Origin of the sequence: Anaerotignum faecicola (assembly GCF_003865035.1) — a bacterium.
GTDB classification, from domain to species: Bacteria; Bacillota; Clostridia; order Lachnospirales; family Anaerotignaceae; genus Anaerotignum_A; species Anaerotignum_A faecicola.
Genome location: NZ_BHVZ01000010.1, coordinates 98,855 through 116,486, shown reverse-complemented (window position 1 = coordinate 116,486; position 17,632 = coordinate 98,855). Strand labels below are relative to the sequence as shown.

15 protein-coding genes are annotated in these 17,632 nt (G+C 48.7%); 3 read left to right on the top strand and 12 right to left on the bottom strand.

The window, feature by feature from the left end; all coding sequences use genetic code 11:
• Nucleotides 1-13: 13 nt before the first annotated feature.
• From mgtA to EJE48_RS09435, 7 genes are all read right to left on the bottom strand, one after another.
• On the bottom strand, nucleotides 14-2,677 hold the full coding sequence (gene mgtA, locus EJE48_RS09465) for a magnesium-translocating P-type ATPase (RefSeq protein ID WP_118578816.1): 2,664 nt from the start codon (nucleotides 2,675-2,677) through the stop codon (nucleotides 14-16).
• A 296-nt stretch (nucleotides 2,678-2,973) separates the two neighbouring features.
• The gene (locus tag EJE48_RS09460) at nucleotides 2,974-3,504 is read right to left on the bottom strand and encodes an LptM family lipoprotein (RefSeq protein ID WP_118578818.1); all 531 of its coding nucleotides are present in this window, start codon (nucleotides 3,502-3,504) and stop codon (nucleotides 2,974-2,976) included.
• Nucleotides 3,501-4,355 (bottom strand): metal ABC transporter permease, encoded by an 855-nt coding sequence (locus tag EJE48_RS09455; protein ID WP_174707777.1) that lies wholly within the window; start codon nucleotides 4,353-4,355, stop codon nucleotides 3,501-3,503. Before EJE48_RS09455 ends, EJE48_RS09460 begins: the two co-directional genes overlap by 4 nt.
• Nucleotides 4,352-5,065: a metal ABC transporter ATP-binding protein gene (locus EJE48_RS09450; protein ID WP_118578820.1), complete on the bottom strand. Its 714-nt coding sequence runs from the start codon at nucleotides 5,063-5,065 to the stop codon at nucleotides 4,352-4,354. The genes EJE48_RS09455 and EJE48_RS09450 overlap by 4 nt, the downstream gene beginning before the upstream one ends.
• A 12-nt stretch (nucleotides 5,066-5,077) precedes the next feature.
• Nucleotides 5,078-6,106, bottom strand: a complete 1,029-nt coding sequence (locus EJE48_RS09445; protein ID WP_118578822.1) for a metal ABC transporter substrate-binding protein — start codon at nucleotides 6,104-6,106, stop codon at nucleotides 5,078-5,080.
• Between the two features lie 123 nt (nucleotides 6,107-6,229).
• Nucleotides 6,230-6,532, bottom strand: a complete 303-nt coding sequence (locus EJE48_RS09440) for an AraC family transcriptional regulator (protein ID WP_124984527.1) — start codon at nucleotides 6,530-6,532, stop codon at nucleotides 6,230-6,232.
• Nucleotides 6,533-6,563: 31 nt separating this feature from the next.
• Entirely contained in the window at nucleotides 6,564-6,956 is a 393-nt protein-coding gene (locus EJE48_RS09435) for a Fur family transcriptional regulator (RefSeq protein WP_118578826.1), read from the bottom strand.
• Between the two features lie 560 nt (nucleotides 6,957-7,516).
• On the opposite strand from EJE48_RS09435, the gene EJE48_RS09425 reads away from it, so the two are divergent.
• Entirely contained in the window at nucleotides 7,517-10,567 is a 3,051-nt protein-coding gene (locus tag EJE48_RS09425; RefSeq protein ID WP_160117347.1) for an S-layer homology domain-containing protein, read from the top strand.
• A gap of 337 nt (nucleotides 10,568-10,904) precedes the next feature.
• Nucleotides 10,905-11,291 (top strand): response regulator, encoded by a 387-nt coding sequence (locus EJE48_RS09420; RefSeq protein WP_243108013.1) that lies wholly within the window; start codon nucleotides 10,905-10,907, stop codon nucleotides 11,289-11,291.
• Nucleotides 11,292-11,403: 112 nt separating this feature from the next.
• Here EJE48_RS09420 and EJE48_RS09415 read toward each other — a convergent pair whose 3' ends face one another.
• The 3 genes from EJE48_RS09415 to tgt form a co-directional block, all read right to left on the bottom strand.
• Nucleotides 11,404-11,847 (bottom strand): hypothetical protein, encoded by a 444-nt coding sequence (locus tag EJE48_RS09415; protein WP_118578830.1) that lies wholly within the window; start codon nucleotides 11,845-11,847, stop codon nucleotides 11,404-11,406.
• Between the two features lie 169 nt (nucleotides 11,848-12,016).
• The gene (gene yajC, locus EJE48_RS12720) at nucleotides 12,017-12,457 is read right to left on the bottom strand and encodes a preprotein translocase subunit YajC (protein ID WP_016407328.1); all 441 of its coding nucleotides are present in this window, start codon (nucleotides 12,455-12,457) and stop codon (nucleotides 12,017-12,019) included.
• A gap of 101 nt (nucleotides 12,458-12,558) precedes the next feature.
• Nucleotides 12,559-13,692, bottom strand: a complete 1,134-nt coding sequence (gene tgt / locus EJE48_RS09405) for a tRNA guanosine(34) transglycosylase Tgt (RefSeq protein ID WP_118578832.1) — start codon at nucleotides 13,690-13,692, stop codon at nucleotides 12,559-12,561.
• 209 nt (nucleotides 13,693-13,901) lie between these two features.
• Here tgt and EJE48_RS09400 point away from each other — a divergent pair, with 209 nt between their 5' ends.
• The gene (locus tag EJE48_RS09400) at nucleotides 13,902-15,053 is read left to right on the top strand and encodes a THUMP domain-containing class I SAM-dependent RNA methyltransferase (RefSeq protein WP_118578834.1); all 1,152 of its coding nucleotides are present in this window, start codon (nucleotides 13,902-13,904) and stop codon (nucleotides 15,051-15,053) included.
• 92 nt (nucleotides 15,054-15,145) lie between these two features.
• On the opposite strand, the gene EJE48_RS09395 is transcribed toward EJE48_RS09400, so the two are convergent.
• Together EJE48_RS09395 and EJE48_RS09390 are read right to left on the bottom strand one after the other, a co-directional pair.
• Nucleotides 15,146-16,699, bottom strand: coding sequence for a D-alanyl-D-alanine carboxypeptidase family protein (locus tag EJE48_RS09395; RefSeq protein ID WP_118578836.1), 1,554 nt, complete (start codon nucleotides 16,697-16,699; stop codon nucleotides 15,146-15,148).
• Entirely contained in the window at nucleotides 16,696-17,625 is a 930-nt protein-coding gene (locus EJE48_RS09390; RefSeq protein WP_118578838.1) for a putative ABC transporter permease, read from the bottom strand. The genes EJE48_RS09395 and EJE48_RS09390 overlap by 4 nt, the downstream gene beginning before the upstream one ends.
• Nucleotides 17,626-17,632: the final 7 nt, after the last annotated feature.

The following is a 17,632-nucleotide window of genomic DNA, read 5'->3' as shown; positions in this document are numbered from 1 at the left end:
CGGATTCCTCCTTTCAAATCAGCTCATGATATTTCTTCTGATAAAAGGCCTTAACCACCGTTGTCAGAAGCATATACAGCAATGCCACAATCAACAAAAATATGAAATACCAAAATGGCAAATGCGTCAGGCCGAAAAATGCCGCCCCCTTGGTAAAGGTAATTGCGGTAAAAGCAATGATACCCGCAAGGGTAATGCAAATCACCGGTGCAGATGGTCTGCTTTGCACAAAGGGAATCTTTCGTGTACGCAGGAAATGCAAAATCAACACCTGTGTCCACATGGACTCCAAAAACCACCCCGTCTGAAACAGAGCTATATATTGCATCTGCATTGCAGAATCGGTAAGGCTTTGATACGTCACTCCGCCGCACAGCATCGGGCAGAGAATATAATACAAAAACAAAAACGTCACGATATCAAACAAAGAGCTGATTGGCCCAAAGGAAAGCATAAACCGCCCCAATGTCCTCCCGGACCAATCCCTTGGAGAAAGAGTTTCCTCCTCATCCACATTATCCCAGGGCAGAATGATACACAGCACATCATACAGCAGATTCAACAGCAAAATCTGCAAGGAGGTCATTGGCAAAAACGGCAAAAACGCACTGGCACACACAATGGAAAAAATGTTGCCGAAGTTCGAACTTGCTGTAATTTTAATATATTTGAGCATATTGGTAAAAGTTTTTCGCCCCTCCAAAATGCCCTGCTCCAGCACACCCAAATCCTTTTGCAACAGCACCACATCCGCCGCATCCTTCGCCGCATCCACGGCAGTATCCACCGAAATGCCTACATTTGCCTCACAAAGTGCAGGAATATCGTTAATGCCATCCCCCAAAAATCCGACAGTATGCCCATTTTGGCTCAAGGCGGAAACCAGACGCACCTTTTGCCCCGGTGTCAGCTCCGCAAAAACATGGATTTTTTCAACGGCTGCGCCAAGTACTGCATCCGTCATCTCATCCATCTGCGCACCTGTCAGCACCGTTTCGGAAGGAATCCCCACCCTGCGGCAGACGGAAACTGCCACATCTGCTTGGTCTCCCGTCAGAATCTTCGGGGTAACCTTCAGCCTTTTGAGCGCCTCCACAGAGGTTTTTGCGGTTTTCTTCGGTGCATCAAAAAAGGCAAGATAGCCCATCAAAATCATGCTTTGTTCATCCTCCGGCAAAATCCGATTTTGCTTTTCTATCCTCTTTCGTGCAACAGCAATCACCTTCATCCCATCCTGCAGCATTTCATCCACCACAGAGGCCACGCTTCGCATTTTGTCCTCATCCATCGGCAAAACGGCATCCCGATATTCCACAAAACCGCAGCGCGCCACAACATGCGCAATATCCCCCTTGATAATGAGCTGCCCTGCTCCGTCTGCCTCCGTCACAAGCGTGCTGACAAATTTACGGGCATAATCAAACGGAATCTCGTCCGTTTTTTGATACTGCGCAAGCAATCTTGTATAATACGCACTGCGCCCCGGCATTGTCTGGCACGCAAGAATGGCATTATCAATGGGATTGCAGACACCCGAATGATACATACTGTTCAAAAAGGCAAAATCCAGCACCCTTGTGCTTTCGTTCCCCAGCACATCCATGTAGTATTCCAGCAAAATGCTCTCATTCGTCAGCGTTCCCGTTTTATCCATACAAAGCACATCCATACTGCCAAAGCCCTGCATGGCGTTGATATCCTTGATGATGGTCTGCTTACGGCTCATGCTCAGGCTGCCCCTCGCAAGGCAGGCGGTAATTACCATCGGCAGCATTTCCGGCATCAGCCCTACCGCAACGGAAAGCGCAAACGCAAAGGATTCCAACCATTTTCCGCCCGTCAGCCTTAACAGCACAAACACAATGGGAATCAGCACCACAATAAAGCGAAGCATTACCCATGCAATCGAATTGGCACCCTTTTGGAATGACTGCTTCTCCTCTGCATCCGATTTTTCAAAGCTGCCGTATAACGTATCCTTCCCAACCGCAAGCACAATTCCCTCGCCCTTGCCGCCGATAACCGTTGTTGCCATAAAGGCAAGGTTTTCAAGCTGTGTCAGCGTTTCCGTACTGCCATAGCTGAGGGTATTGCAATTTTTTTCCAGAATCGCACTTTCGCCCGTGATGGCAGCCTGCGAAATAAATAAATCACTGACCTTCGTCAAACGGATATCCGCAGGCACGCGGTCTCCCGCCGAAAGCAGAACAATATCCCCGACCACCAATTCTTCCGCCGATATTTCCTGCAGATCTCCCGCTCGCCGAACTGTAATGCTTTCGTGAATCAGCCGTTCCAGCTGCTGCGCCGCATTCTTCGCCCGCAGCTCCTGAATCAGACGGATTACACCGCTCGTCAAAATCATGGAGAAAATGATGATAGCAGTGGTGGCGTTTCTGGCAAAATTAGAGGCAAGCACAACATCGGTTGCCAAGGAAATCATCCCAAGCACAAAAAGAATAATATGAAACGGGTTGATAAAGGCACGACGCAAGCAGCGCAGCATGGTATCCTTCTTCCTTTTTGCAAAGCTGTTTTCGCCGTATCTCCGGCGCATGCCATCCACCTGTTCGGGAAACAGTCCCTGCGGGGAAGCCCCAATCTCTTTATAAATTTCCGATATTTCACGATAAGCGTATTTTTTGATACAACAATCAATCAAGGTTGTTTTTGACACGAAATAGCTCCTCCTTTGCGATACATATATTGCTATTTTAACATCATTCGCAAAAAACGCCACGCTTATATTCTTGCTTTTTTCTTGCATTTACACAAAACAGCCCTTTGCCCTCCTGTATACGCAATTTTTCAAACAACAAAGACAGCTGTAATTTTTTCGTCAGCTGCCTTTGTTTCGTTCAGATATTTAATTATAAGCCCTTCTCTGATAGCAAATTATAATGCAGCATACAGAGCATTTTCTTGTCACCACTTTTTGAATCATGCTTCGGAAAGCAGAGCACACCATCAGCCTTAGCTCTCAATCGCAGCATTCGCAAGCCTACAATACTTTATTCCGTTTTTCTCATAAATCTCAAAGGTTCCTGTGACTGTTATCTCTGCGTTTAGCTCCGGATAATCGTCCGGATAGGTGTACTCGTCGGTCGGAATAAAATCCAATCCCTGTGAACAGCAAGCCATCGCATCGGCAATAATGCAGGCAAAATATTGCTCCTTTGTTTCGGGGTCCTCGTAATATGCAAAAGCACCCTTCATTTTAACCATTTTCCCAATGTAATCATCAGGGGTGTATAGCATATTGTAAACCTCAGAATAGACCATTGTACTGCTGAGCTTTGTCAGATCAACATCAATGCCGTCTGCGCTTTGCACAGACTCAGAGGCAGCAGGCGCAGACACCGATTCCTTTTCCATCGGTTGATTTTGTGAAGCAGAGGTATTCGGTGTCTGATTATCGGCTGTCTCTTTATCCTCCTCACCTCCGCAGGCGGCAAGAGAGCAAAGCATTAGGGCAATCAGTACTACGCAAAACAGATTTTTCATTTTCTCACACCTCCGATAGCTGTACCTGTCAGCCACGATAGAGCGAAAGCGACAATCTGAACAGCAACGATTGTCGAGCCTACCGGTGTTCCGGCGAGGATAGATGCCAGAATACCGATCAGCGAACACAACACCGACAAAACTGCGGCGCAGATCGTCACACTACGAAAGCTCTTGAACATCCGCATAGCGGACAACGCCGGGAAAATTACCAGTGCGGAGATGAGCAGAGAGCCGACAAGGTTCATTGCCAGCACGATGATGATGGCAACAACGATTGCAATCAGCAGATTGTAAAGCCCTGCCTTTGTGCCGGTTGCCCTTGCAAAGTCCTCATCAAAGGTCACAGCGAAGATTTTATTGTAAAACAGGATAAACACCACCACAACCAGCACCGACATTCCAACGCAAAGCCACACTTCTACAGGAGACAGTGTCAGGATGGAGGTGGAGCCAAACAGTGTACTGCACACATCGCCCGAAAGGTTGGATGAGGTGGAGAAAATATTCATCACCAGATAGCCGATGGCAAGCGCTCCCACCGAAATCATGGCAATCGCCGCATCGCCCTTGATTTTCGCGTTCTGCCCTGTACGCAAAAGCAACACGGCGCTGCTGATCGTAATGACCATTACCAGTGGCATTTCATTTGTGATTTGCAGCACGGCGGCAATCGCCATTGCGCCAAACGCCACATGGGAAAGTCCGTCGCCGATGAAGGAAAACCGTTTCAGCACCAGCGTCACGCCCAGCAAAGACGAGCATAGCGCAATCAGCACACCGACTACCAGCGCATAGCGGACAAAGGGATATGTCCAATAGAGGGTCAGCTTTTCCAAAATAGCGGTCATTGTTCATCGCCCCCCTTCTCTGCGGCAAACAGCCGCCCCTGCGGACTTCTGAGATATTCCGCTTTTGTTCCGAAAAAAACGGTGTCTCCAATATGCAGAAGATGGCTGGCATATTGAACTGCGGCAGTAATATCGTGCGAAATCATAATTACCGTAATGCCATCGTTTCGGTTAAGCTCTTCGATAAGCGCATACATTTCCGCTGTCGCCTTGGGATCAAGCCCGGAAACAGGCTCGTCGAGAAGCAACATTTTTCGAGTGGCACACAGCGCACGAGCAAGCAGAACCCTCTGCTGCTGTCCGCCGGACAGCTCCCGATAGCAGCGTTTTGCAAGCTGCGCAAGCTGCATCCTGTCCATAGCCGCCGCCGCAAGCTGCTTTTCTTCTTTGCTATAAAAAGGACGGCTGCCACAGCGTCCCTGACATCCGGAGAGAACGATTTCTCTCACGGCTGCCGGGAAGTCCTTCTGGACAACGGTCTGCTGCGGCAGATAGCCGATTTCATTTTTCCTCAGCCCATCGCCTGTCAAAATTTTGCCGCTGATAGGTGGCTGCAAGCCGAGAATCGTTTTCATAAGTGTACTCTTGCCGGAACCATTTTCTCCTACGATGCAGAGATAGTCGCCTGCAAAAACCTCAAAATTGAGTTCCTGCAGAACGGACTTTCCCTCATAGCCGACGCAGAGCCTTTGGCAAGTGAGCTGAGCCATGAACCTGCCTCCTTATCTCAATGCTTCCTTCAGCACGGAAAGGTTTTTCTCCATAACGGAGAGATAAGTCGTGCCGTTTTTCACATCTTTAGAAGTGGTAGACTGCATGGAATCCATCGTCAGCACCCTTTGATTTTTCGCTGTCGTGTTCCGGACAACGGTTTCGGCAATCTTGTGCTGTGCGCCCTCAATAGTCAACACGCAGGGCAGCTTCAATTCGTCCACCCTCTTGGCAAGAAACGAAATGGTCTCAAAGCCGGCTTCGGTTTCAGCGGAGCAGCCAACAAAAGCGGCATAGTAGCGCAGACCATAATCATCCACCAGATAGCGGAACGGAAAACGGTCGCCAAACAGGATGGTTTTATTGCTTGCTGCATCCACGGCTGCCTGATACTCTGCGTCAAGAGCAGACAGCTTCTTTACATAAGCATCGGCATTGGCGGCATAGATATCCTTGTTATCGGGGTCAAGCTCCTGCAAGGCTTTGGAAATCACTCTGACCAGCATTTTGGCATTTTTCAGGGACAGCCAAACATGCTCGTCAGCTTCCTCCTCGTGCTCGTGCTCCTCTGCATCCTCATGTGCATGGGCATCCTCGTGCTCGTGTTCCTCTGCATCCTCGTACTCGTGCTCCGCCTCCTGCATCCCCTCAACAATTTCTTCCGTTTTTACGGAATCACCCAGTACCTCCAGCAAATTGATAACCTTCATATTCCCGTTGGCGGCATTTCTCAGGGCATCCTCCACCCATTCGTCGGACTCGCCGCCTACATAGATAAACAGGTCGCAATCCGAGATTTTAACAATATCATCTGCCGTGGGCTGATAGCTGTGCAGGTCAACGCCGTTATCCAGCAGCATTGTGATTTCTGCGTTGTCAGCCTTGTCACCAAGGATTTCCCTAACCCAGTCATATTCGGGAAAAATGGTGGTGACAATGCTCAGTTTGTCTGTCTGATTGGTATCATTCTGCTTTCCGCAGCCGGCAAGAGCGGCGACAAGCATGAAAAGCGCAAGCAGCAGCGCAGTTATCTTTTTCATGATTATATTTACCTCCGAATTATAATAAGAACTAAAAATAGGCACAAAAATACAAGGGTAACAGCAACGCCGCAAAAGCCTATCCGAAAACAGATAGACTTCACCCTTGTAAAAGGCTCTTATTTAATTCGAAAGCTTCACCTTGAGAGATACCAAGGTATCTCTTTGTGCATAGTCCGTGCAGAGAGAAATACACCTGCACAAAATATATGTAAACGCAACAGCAACGGCTGTAACGCATACAGCAAGCGAAAGGCTTTTCAGTGTGTTTTGGCAAGCATCAATCTGATAGCAAATCGGGCAGCCTTCGCCCACGCAATCGTGGTCGGCTTCTGCCGCAACAAAAAAAGCAGAGTAAAGCATGATGACCAGAATGGTCACGGCAAGAAGCAATGCTGCAATTCTATTTCTCTTTTTTCTTTCCATTCTGCTCACCACCCTTCTATTTTCTGCTCTTTTATTTTCTGCAATCGGCGCAAACGCCATACAGAATCGTTTCCGTTTTGTCGATTTGAAAGCCTGTGCTTTCCAGCGTGCTATGCAGAAGCTGTTCCGTTTCCTTTTCTCCAAGATGAATGCTTTTCCCGCATACCCGACAGGATAGATGCAGACTGTCCTTACATCCCTCTGCGGCAATATATTGATAATACACCTCTCTGGTGTTCTCTCGGATACTGCGCTTCAGAATTCCCTCCTCCTCCAAGGCGGATAAATTACGATAAACGGCGCTGATGCTGATACTCTCTGCCGTCAGTGCATCGGCTATCTGCCGTGCGGTCATCTGTTCATCTGTATGCTTTGAAAGATATTCGAGAAGCTGCTTGCGCTGCCGCGTCAGATACCTTGCCATCAGCCACCCCTCCAATTTGCAACTTATTTGCAAATTAGTATACCGTACTGCTTTGCATTTGTCAATATGCGAATTGATTGCAAATAGAGGGTATCGCCATCGAGCGGCAATCCATTTCCAAGAGCCACATTGTTAAAAAAAATTGAAAAAATTTAAAAAAATTTGCATTTTGGGTGAGAGTTTTTCCGATTTTATGTACCTATATAAGTGAAAGGACTTTTCAGCCAAAGCTTCACACAAACGGAGAAAGGAGGTTCGAACGATATGTACGATACCGCAATACGAGTCGCGCTCGTCAAGCAAAGAGTGCGCGAAAACACCCGTTGGATGCAGCCTCGGCACGATACTGCTGTGGGAGAACGCGAGCGACCATGTGCCGATGACCTTCGTTTCCTTTGCAGCGGCGGCAGCGATTATCGCGCTGTGCATTCGGCTCAGAAACAGAGAAAATCAGAAAAAAGGTGGGACGAGCAAGTCCAACCGAAACGAACAGGAGGAGAAAGCCTATGAAGAAACGAATACTCAGCATCCTGCTCACCTTGTGTATGGTGCTATGCCTTATGCCGACGGCGGCCTTTGCCGAGGGCAACGAGGATACGCCTACGCAAGCGTTGACAAGCGTCGATATTACCTTCCCCAAACCGGAGGAAGGCAAAAAGATAGGAGACGGCTCGGCAGCATTCGCCAGCGACTTGACGTTCCTTGATTTTGGCCGCGCGCTGTGGCAGCAGGACGGCGAGCCCAAAAAGCTGAAAGCGGATGATACTTACGAGAAGGACAACATCTATCTGCTGTATTTCGCCTTCTACACGCAGAAGCCCATCACAAATGAGACTGCCTTGACATTCAACGGCAACCCTATTACGCGCTATGCGGACCATCAGGCACTTACCGAGGCGCTGAACGCCTATGACGGGAAGGAGGATGCCTACCTTGGCTCCGTTATGTTCAGCAAGGATGGCACCGGCGATCCATCGATGGGGGATCTGAAAAATATCTATGTTGTCGGGCTCTACGCCATTATCCGTGCGCAGGAGCATACGGTCGAGGAGCAGTTCAACCTTGATTCCGGCGGCACCTATTACTTTGACCTCTTCGGCGAAAACATCCCCGGCACGGCAAACAGCGATCTGCCGGACAACACCCTGCATTATGTTCCCTTTACCTACGCAGGAACAGCGGATGCCTATAAGCTCACGTCAACGATGGAAGCCACCGATGAGTATGCACAGCAGAACAAATATCCCCACAGCCTGTTCATTGCGGATTATGCCGTAACGAATGAAACAAGCTGGGATGAGCTGAATGCCGCAGGGCTGATTTTCGGCAAAGGCTACGCCAGCGGCGGCATAGACTATACCATGCGAGTGCCGTCCGAGGGAAGTGCCAGTAAAGGTTCGGGTGATTCAGAACGCGGCAACCCCCAAAGCAACGAATGGGACATGATAATGAACAAGGACGAAGGATACGTCAAAAACTGGAGCAGGATGTTTTCGTGGGGACAGGATAATGCGAAATATGCTCCGAGTCTCCGTGCGGTTCGCGGATCCAATTCGGCCCGCTACTGGACCAACTACAGCTCTGCTATTAACAACTACACGATCCTCGGTTTTCGCCCCATCCTTGAAGTCCTGAACCCGGACACGCTGGGCGCTGACGGGCTGAAGGTCGTTACCCTCGACCTTGGCGGCGGCAAGCTGGGGAATAGCTCCGAGGATATTCAAATCATCGTGAAAAACGGCAGTGCATTTACCGCGCCTACGTCCGATGGTCTGACACGCCCTGACGGAAATAACGGCAGCAGCTTTAAGTGGCTTGGCAGTGATGGAAACCTGTACGCACCCGGTAAAAGCGTTCCGGCAAATGTAACCAAGCTGACGGCACAGTTTGCTCCCCCAGAGCAGTTCAACCTCGTTCCCGGCGGCACCTATTACTTTGACCTCTCCGGCGCGAGCATTCCCGGCACGGTGAACACCGGAAACATCTTTGGCGCGACTTCCTTGCCGGATACGACGCTGCACTATGTTCCCTTTACCTACGCCGGAACAGTGGATGCTTACAAGCTCACATCGGAGAAGGAAACCACCGAGAAATATGCACAGCAGAACAAATATCCCCACAGCCTGTTTATTGCGAATCACAATGTAACGCATACGATAAGCTGGAATGACCTGAATACCGCAGATCTGATTTTCGGCAAGGACTACGCCGCAGGCGGCGTGAACTATACACTGCGTGCGCCGTCCGCGGGAAGTGGTCGTACAGGCTCGGATGAGTCCCAACACGGCACGCCACAAATCAACGAATGGGATAAGATGCTGGACAAGAACGACGGATATATCAAAAACTGGAAGCGGATGGCTTCCTGGGGGCAAGACACCAGACCCGATAATTCGACTCCATTCCGTGCGGTTCGCGGGTTCCACTCGGCCCGCTTCTGGGGTTGCAGCTCGTCCTCGGATCGGGATGTCACCCTTGGTTTCCGCCCCGTCCTTGAAGTCCTGAACCCTGACACACTGGGTTCTGGCGGACTGAAGGCCGTTACCCTTGCCCTTGGCGGCGGCACGCTGGGCGGTAGCGCTGAGGATATTCAAATCATCGTGAAAAATGGCGAGAGCTTTACCGCGCCTGCGTCCGATGGTCTGACCCGCCCGGACGGAAATACCGAAAATTACTTTAAGTGGCTTGGCAGTGACGGAAACCTTTACGCGCCCAGCGAAAGCGTCTCGGCGGATGTAACCAAGCTGACGGCGAAGTTTGCCGGCGGCAGTAGCGGCAGTGGCGGCGGTGGCGGCAGCCGCAAACCGTCCGTCACCTATTACACGCTGCATTTTGAAACCAATGGCGGCAGTACTATAACCGACATGCGGGAAGAAAACAACACCCGAATCAGCCTGACAAAATACGTTCCGACTCGGCATGGGTATACCTTTATCGGCTGGTACAGCGACCGTAGCCTGACAAATCAGGTTTCTGAGGTTTCTCTTACGAAAAATATGACCGTATACGCAGGCTGGCGCGCGGATGAAAATCCGGACATAGTCGTAAACCCCTTTACTGATGTTTCCGAAAAGGACTGGTTCTACAACGATGCGATGTTCGTTTACAAAAATGGTCTGATGCTCGGCACGAGCAAGACCCTGTTCAGTCCGCACGGGACGGTGACACGCGGCATGATGGCGACCATTCTCTGGCGCATGGAGGGCAGCCTCGCGCCGAAGGGCGAAAACAGCTTTACCGATGTGGAAGCCGGAAGGTGGTACGCCGACGCAATCACATGGGCGGCAGAGAATGGCATCTTTGCAGGCTACAGCATGGACAAATTCGGCCCGGACGATCCCATTACCCGAGAACAGCTTACCGCCATCTTCTACCGCTACGCGGACTACAAGGGCTACAAACTGACCGTCACAGGAAATCTTGACAAGTTCGAGGACGCGGACAAGATTACGGATTACGCAAACACAGTAATGCAATGGGCAGTCGGCAACGGATTGATAAAGGGAAAAGCCGAAACTCTGCTTGATCCACAGGGTACGGCGACCCGCGCTGAGATCGCCGCCATGCTTCACCGCTTCGTTGAGAATACTAAGCCGATGCAGGCGGACTGATAAATCGGAAAGCATCGAAAAGAAAACAGACTCACTCTTGGGGGTGCGGGCTATTTGCCCGCACCCCCTTTTTTTATCAATCTGTTGACGTGTACATAAAATCCATGTTATGTTATCTTTAGGTGAATAAGCTTCCATCATAAATAAATATGATTTATCTCGTAAAAATACTATTCTAAAAGGAGTACCCCGAAATGGATAAATGCAGCACCGCCGTAAAAAGAGCCAAAAAGATATCCCCAAAATTGCCTTACCGTTGAATGTGGGATTCCGAACGATACCTGGTAGGTGGATATTGCCCCGACTGCCGGATGGATTCCGACTGTCTGGTGGGTAATTGATTGCCCGCATCGAAAGCGGAACAGCCACCCTGCGATTAGAGGCTGAGGATATAGAGGCGCTGTTCTATTCTTTGTATACGATTTTTGAACACGCCGCGGATGGTCAGATGTGTGTGGATATGCTCAGTCATGCAGAGGATGGCTATTATGACTTGATGCTGATGGATATTCAAATGCCGATTCTAAACGGCTATGAGACAACGAAAAAAATCAGGCAGCTGGAAAATCGAAAAAAAACAGAAATACCCATTCTTGCAATGACAGCGAATGCTTTTTCCGAGGATCAGCAGGCCGCACTGGAGGCAGACATGAATGACCATGTTGCTAAGCCTATTGACATGAATGTTTTGCTTCAGGTTATGATGAAATATCTAAGCAACTAAAAAACAATAAATAAGGACGTTCTTTCTTTTTTGATGAACGTCCTTATTTGGTTATTACCAAAAAACGAACTCTATGCTGCCATAGAGTCCGTAAGCTGTCAAATAATTTCTCTCATGCTTCCTGTTCCCTTTCCATCAAATTGTGATAGCATAAATAATTTCTTGCAAACACTACGCCTGCCAATGCCAAGGCGCAGCCCAAGCCGGAATAGAAAAACGCAACAAATGTATCCGGAAAAACCCCTGCGGCACGCAGACCAATGCCGCCACCCATCATGCAAGCCATCATAATATAAGCCTTTTTATCAAAAAAATGCCAAAACGGACGATATTCCTCATAGGCTATAATGCGCTTTGTATGCTTTTTGCTCATCTTAAAAAACATTCTTCCAAAAAGAAAAAACACAAGCATGGACAGCAAATATAAATACCACTGCCTTTCAATCTGCAAATAGGACAGCACACCCAATCGGGCAACATTAAAGCCTGCCATCAGCCACACAATGCCTGCAATCAGCAAAAGGCTTTTTTCCTTTACAAAAAATCTATTTTTCATTTACCTTTTCCTTTTCCAAAAATAATCCGCATTGCCGTAAAGCTATGAAATACGTTCCTGTAAAGCTGCTTTTCCTCCTCAGCCAAGCCGGATAAATTATTCTTTGCAAATTTTGCAAATAAAAAGCATCGGCCTTTATCGAAACCAATGCTTTTTCTTTATTTCATAATTATCCTCTGCGGAACAGACCCTTTTTCTTCGGTTCTTCTTCTACCGGAGGTGCTTCGTTGGACATATTGGGTTCTGCTTTACCGAAAACCTCTGTTTTCGCAACAGGGATACGAATTCCTCTGTTTAGACCGAATTCCACAATCAGTGTATCGTATGTTGTATCAACAACCTTGCCGTAGAATCCGCTGTTTGTGATGATACTGTCACCAACCTCGATTGCATTTCTCAGCTCAGCCAGCTTTTTCTCCTTCTTCTGTGTGGGTCTGATGGACAGGAAATACATGATAACCAACAGAACAACGCAGTAAACCACAATCAGCATAACGGGGTGGTCTGTCATCCATGTGCCGAAAAGGCCTGTGCTCTGTGTTGTGCCGGAGGTTGCTTTTGCTGCCTCGCCGGCAGGTTTTACGACTGTGTCAAGTAAAAATGATCCCATTTTTTTCTCTCCTAACTTTTTCTAAATTTAATGTTACATCTAGTAGATAATTATATAGAATTTTTCATTTTCCGTCAAGTAGCCTATGTGTAAGAAAGCGCTTATTTCCCGTTTTCGCGAAATCCATCCAGCTTTGCAGCCTTATATGCGTGGAAGCGGTCTTCCTCAATCGCCTGTCTGATTTCCTCCATCATGCTGTTGAAGAAATACAGATTATGCATCACACAAAGGCGCATAGCAAGCATTTCCTTTGCTTTGAACAGATGGCGGATATAGGCTCTGCTGTATCTTCTGCACGCAGGACAGCCGCAGGTATCATCAATGGGCGAATCATCCTTTTCATATTTCGCATTTAACAGGTTCAGCTTACCCTTATTCGTATACACATGAGCATGGCGGCCGTTTCTTGCAGGCAGGACGCAGTCAAAGAAATCAACGCCGCGTTCTACCGCCTCCAGAATATTTTCGGGTGTCCCAACGCCCATCAGGTAAGTCGGCTTCTCCTCCGGCAGATACGGTACAACCTCATCCAGAATACGATACATTTCCGCATGGGATTCCCCTACCGCAAGACCGCCGATGGCATAGCCATCCAACTCCATCTCGGAAATCCGTTTTGCATGCTCGATACGGATATCCTCGAAGGTTGCCCCCTGATTGATGCCGAACAGCATCTGCTTGGGGTTAACGGTATCCTCTAGCTGATTCAAGCGGTGCATCTCTTTTTTGCAGCGTTCCAGCCAACGGGTTGTTCTGGCAACGGATGCCTCTACATAAGGGCGTTCCGCAGGCAGCCCGATGCATTCATCAAACGCCATCGCGATCGTGGAGCCAAGATTGGACTGAATCTGCATACTTTCCTCCGGCCCCATAAAAATCTTTCTGCCATCAATATGAGAGCTGAAATAAACGCCCTCCTCCTTGATTTTGCGCAGAAGCCCAAGAGAGAATACCTGAAAGCCGCCGGAATCGGTCAAAATCGGTTTATCCCAGACCATGAATTTATGCAGACCGCCCATTTCCTTGATCAGCTTATCCCCGGGGCGCAGATGCAGATGGTAGGTATTAGAAAGCTCCACCTGACATTTCAGCTGCTCCAGATCCTCTGTGGAAACAGCCCCCTTAATCGCACCCGCTGTGCCGACATTCATAAAGACGGGTGTCTGGATTACTCCATGAGGGGTATGGAATTCGGCACGCTTTGCTCTGCCGCATTTTTTCAATACTTTGTACATAATTTTCCTCACTTTATCAAAATTTTTCTATTCTTTCTATGATACCCTTTTTTCGTGCTTTCTTCAAGAGGTGGCAGCAAAATTTGCAAAAAATGCGGGAAAAACCTGTCAGGAAAAATCTGCCGATTAGCCTTTTCTTTTGGCAGGAAAAATGATAGACTGTTCCTTAGGAAATCATATCGTTACAGAAAAAAGATGGGAGAGAACAAATGAGCATCAATCTGATTGCAACAACCACCTTCGGCTTAGAAGCCGTAGTCAAGAGAGAGTGTCAGGCTCTCGGTTTTCAGAATATCAAAACCTCAGACGGCAAGGTTGAATTTACAGGGGACGAATCCGATATCGTAAAGGCAAACCTCTGGCTGCGATGCGCCGGGCGTGTCTGGGTGAAAATGGGCACCTTTACCGCCGTTACCTTTACGGAGCTATTCGACCGGACGAAGGCACTGCCATGGGGAGATTGGATTCCGGAGGACGGGAAATTCACCGTTGTGGGGAAATCCGTAAAATCCACCCTGTTCAGCGTTTCGGACTGTCAGGCAATCGTCAAGAAGGCTGTTGTCGAAAAGCTGAAGGAAAAATATAAAACAGACTGGTTTGATGAAACAGGCGCATCCTATACCATTCAGGTCGGGATTCTAAAGGATGTTGTCACCCTTGCGATTGACACCAGCGGCAGTGGCTTACACATGCGCGGCTATCGTGCGAGTGCGTTGGATGCCCCCCTGAAGGAGTCCCTTGCATCCGCCATGGTACAGCTCAGCTACTGGCGAAAGGATCGTATCCTGTTAGACCCCTTCTGCGGCTCAGGAACAATTCCCATTGAAGCCGCCATGCTTGCACGCAACATTGCCCCCGGTCTGAATCGCAAATTCGCATCCGAGGAATGGGAACGCATCGGCAAGGAGCGTTGGAAGCAGGCAAGAAAAGAGGCATATCAAGCGATTGATTATGATGTTATGCCCGAAATTTACGGCAGTGACATTGACCCTGCGGCAATCGAGCTGGCAAAGGCAAATGCAGAGCTTGCAGGCGTGGATGACTGCATCACCTTCGAGGTAAAGCCCTCGCAGGAGATTGTATTGCCCGGGAAATACGGCGTGCTGATTTCCAATCCTCCCTATGGGGAGCGTATCGGGGAATTGAAGGAGGTTGAAAATATGTATCGTGCGCTTGGCGCAACCATGCAGACCGACCCCACCTGGTCAACCTATATTATCACCTCCATGGAATATTTTGAATCCCTCTTTGGCAGAAAGGCAGACAGAAAGAGAAAGCTGTTCAACGGGCGCATCAAAACGGATTATTATCAGTATGAAGGTCCTCGTCCGCCGAAAAAGCAGAAGACTGAAGAAAACTGAACATAAACGCATCAAAAAAAGGATAAATCCTCATTTCTCAGAGGACTTATCCTTTTCTTTTTGTCTTTATGAAATTTCACAGAAAGCCTTTATCAGAATCTTCTTCTGCCGCCTCTGCGTCTTCTGCGTCCGCCGCCAAAGCTCAGCCCACTGCTGCGGCGCGGAGAACCAAAGCTGTAGCCGCGTCTGTTTCTTCTGCCGTTGATGAATTTGATAATCAGAATGATAATCGCAATCACGATGATGACGATAACCAGCTTCAGCAGACCCTTCACTGTAAACAGATTCTTGAAGAAATCACCGATTGCACTGAAAATGGTACCCTTAGAAACATCTCTGCCTGCGTAAACGGGAGCCTCCAGAACGGTTTTGCCCTTCACCTCATACGTTGCCGTACCGATTTCCGCACCCTTTTCGATGGGAGCCTTCAGGGAAACATTGCCCTCCTTATCCGTTACCGCATAGGTATCGTTATAGGAAACGGTCAGCTTCATATCCTTTGCGGTATCCTTCGGAAGAATTGCCGTAACCTCCTTCCGGAATACAACAGGAACCGTATTCCCTTCGGATTTTTTATGCTTTGTCAGAGGTGCATCTGCAATAGCTTCCTCTGCCTTTGCAACTGTAATCTTTTCATACTGGTTATAGCCGTATTCAAAGAGATTTTTTGCATCCAACCAACGGTTCGGGTCTTCGGATTTGAAGATAACCGCTATCAGCTCCTCGCCGTCCTTTTCCGCCGCTGCTGTCACGCAGTCCCCTGCTTCATCGGTGAAGCCTGTCTTAATGCCGATGGCATAGGGATAATTATATTCCCCATCCGTAATCAGCAGGTTATGGCTGCGCCAGTTGTAATCCTGTGTTTTTACGGAAGTATCCTCCGCTTTGACTAAGCCCTCTGCGCCGTTGCCGGAATAGCTTTTTTCCTTCGCAATTTCTGCCAGCGTTTTATTTTCCATAAACGCTCTGCCAATCAGCGCAAGGTCGTGCGCGCAGGTGTAGTGGTCATCGGAATGGTAGCCATGCGCGTTTGCAAAATGGCTGTTGGTTGCGCCTAGTTCCTCCGCCTTTTTATTCATCAGGTCTGTGAAAACAACCTCACATTTACCGAAGGTCATGTTTTCGTCATTCTCCGCCTTTTTCGCAACTGCTGCCGCAACCACATTTGCAGAGTCATTGCCGGAGGGGATAATCAGACCGCGGATAGCATTTTCTACTGTCAGCGTTTCGCCCAGCTCATGCCCCGCCTTGCTGGAATCCAGAGAAACCTCATTGATTTCAGAACCAACCACAATTAAATCCTCCGGCTTGAAATAATCCAACGCCACCAGAGCGGTCAGCATTTTTGTCATGCTGGCAGGATACATCTTCTGGGTGGCATTTTTTTCATACAGAATTGTCCCCGAAGATGCCTCAATCAAAATTGCCGCCTCTGCCTGAAGCTCAGGTGCCTGATCCGCAAGCATTACTGCTGTCTGCAAGGCATCCGCCGCTTTTTCGGTTTTCTTGTCTTCCTTTGTATCATCCGCTGCCACAGCATTTTTATCCTGCTGTGTCTCCTTCTTCTCCTTACCGCAGCCGGCTGCACCAAACGCTACCGCCGCCGCCAGACATAAGGCAGTCAGTTTTGCGAAAGATTTTTTCATTTTGAAACATCCTTTCTGCTTTTCTTACTTCTCTTTTCCATAAGCTCCCGTTTCCACGCCTTCAATTCTTCATCAAACCGCTTGGAATGCATACCTGGGTATGCACGCATCAAACGGCGCTCGATAAGGCTGCTCTTCTGCAAAGCATTGATACGGGCTTCCAGTTTTTCCTTGATTTCCTCCTGAACCAGCTGCCGACGCAGACGTTCCTCCTCGCGCAGCTGCTCCAGCCTTTCATTTTCCTCTGCCATGCGTTCCTTAAATTCACGCAGAAATTCCGCAGCAGGCATGCTCTCGAAACGCGTAATGATTTCCTGTCGGGAAGCATAAAGCCTCGTTCCCTCGAGCTTTTTCTGCAGCGCATCGTGCGCTTCGCTGAGGGATGCCAGCTTTTCGTTGAACCGCAGGATATGCAGCACCGTAATCGTGGTATCCACAGCCAGATATGCAAGCAACAGTGTTGCCGCAAATTCGCCCCATGCACGGGGAATCGCCGCCACAAAATCTGCAATCACAGGCTGCACCACACGCATCACGAAGGCTGTCAGAACGCCCCACTCCACGGAACGCTCCAGGCAGACGCGCCCCTTGATATTAAAGGGCTTTTGGGAATAATCCCACCATGTGGCATGGAAAAGCTTTTCCAATATCAGCCCGATGAGATATTCCACAACGGTTGCAATCACAAAGCCGCCCAGAAACAGCAGCAAAATCGAATCCGAAACAGGCTCCAGTGCCAGAAGAATCAGCAGTGCGCCTGTGCCGTAAATGGGGCAGAACGGACCATTGATAAAGCCGCGATTCACCCATTTTTTCGCATTGATAGAAACATACGTTGATTCCATTGCCCATCCCAGAAAGCTGTAAATCATAAAATACGCATATAATTCAAAAAAAGTAAACGAAAACCAAACGGTTGACCACATCGCAATC

Coding starts and splice junctions, on each gene's coding strand:
- EJE48_RS09435 (WP_118578826.1), bottom strand. CDS start 6,956: ATGGCAAGGTATCTGACGCGGCAGCGCAAGCAGCTTCTCGAATATCTT.
- EJE48_RS09445 (WP_118578822.1), bottom strand. CDS start 6,106: ATGAAAAAGATAACTGCGCTGCTGCTTGCGCTTTTCATGCTTGTCGCC.
- EJE48_RS09415 (WP_118578830.1), bottom strand. CDS start 11,847: ATGAAAAATAGATTTTTTGTAAAGGAAAAAAGCCTTTTGCTGATTGCA.
- EJE48_RS09425 (WP_160117347.1), top strand. CDS start 7,517: ATGCCGACGGCGGCCTTTGCCGAGGGCAACGAGGATACGCCTACGCAA.
- EJE48_RS09400 (WP_118578834.1), top strand. CDS start 13,902: ATGAGCATCAATCTGATTGCAACAACCACCTTCGGCTTAGAAGCCGTA.
- EJE48_RS09460 (WP_118578818.1), bottom strand. CDS start 3,504: ATGAAAAATCTGTTTTGCGTAGTACTGATTGCCCTAATGCTTTGCTCT.
- EJE48_RS09395 (WP_118578836.1), bottom strand. CDS start 16,699: ATGAAAAAATCTTTCGCAAAACTGACTGCCTTATGTCTGGCGGCGGCG.
- EJE48_RS09450 (WP_118578820.1), bottom strand. CDS start 5,065: ATGGCTCAGCTCACTTGCCAAAGGCTCTGCGTCGGCTATGAGGGAAAG.
- yajC (WP_016407328.1), bottom strand. CDS start 12,457: ATGGGATCATTTTTACTTGACACAGTCGTAAAACCTGCCGGCGAGGCA.
- tgt (WP_118578832.1), bottom strand. CDS start 13,692: ATGTACAAAGTATTGAAAAAATGCGGCAGAGCAAAGCGTGCCGAATTC.
- EJE48_RS09390 (WP_118578838.1), bottom strand. CDS start 17,625: ATGTGGTCAACCGTTTGGTTTTCGTTTACTTTTTTTGAATTATATGCG.
- EJE48_RS09455 (WP_174707777.1), bottom strand. CDS start 4,355: ATGACCGCTATTTTGGAAAAGCTGACCCTCTATTGGACATATCCCTTT.
- EJE48_RS09440 (WP_124984527.1), bottom strand. CDS start 6,532: ATGGAAAGAAAAAAGAGAAATAGAATTGCAGCATTGCTTCTTGCCGTG.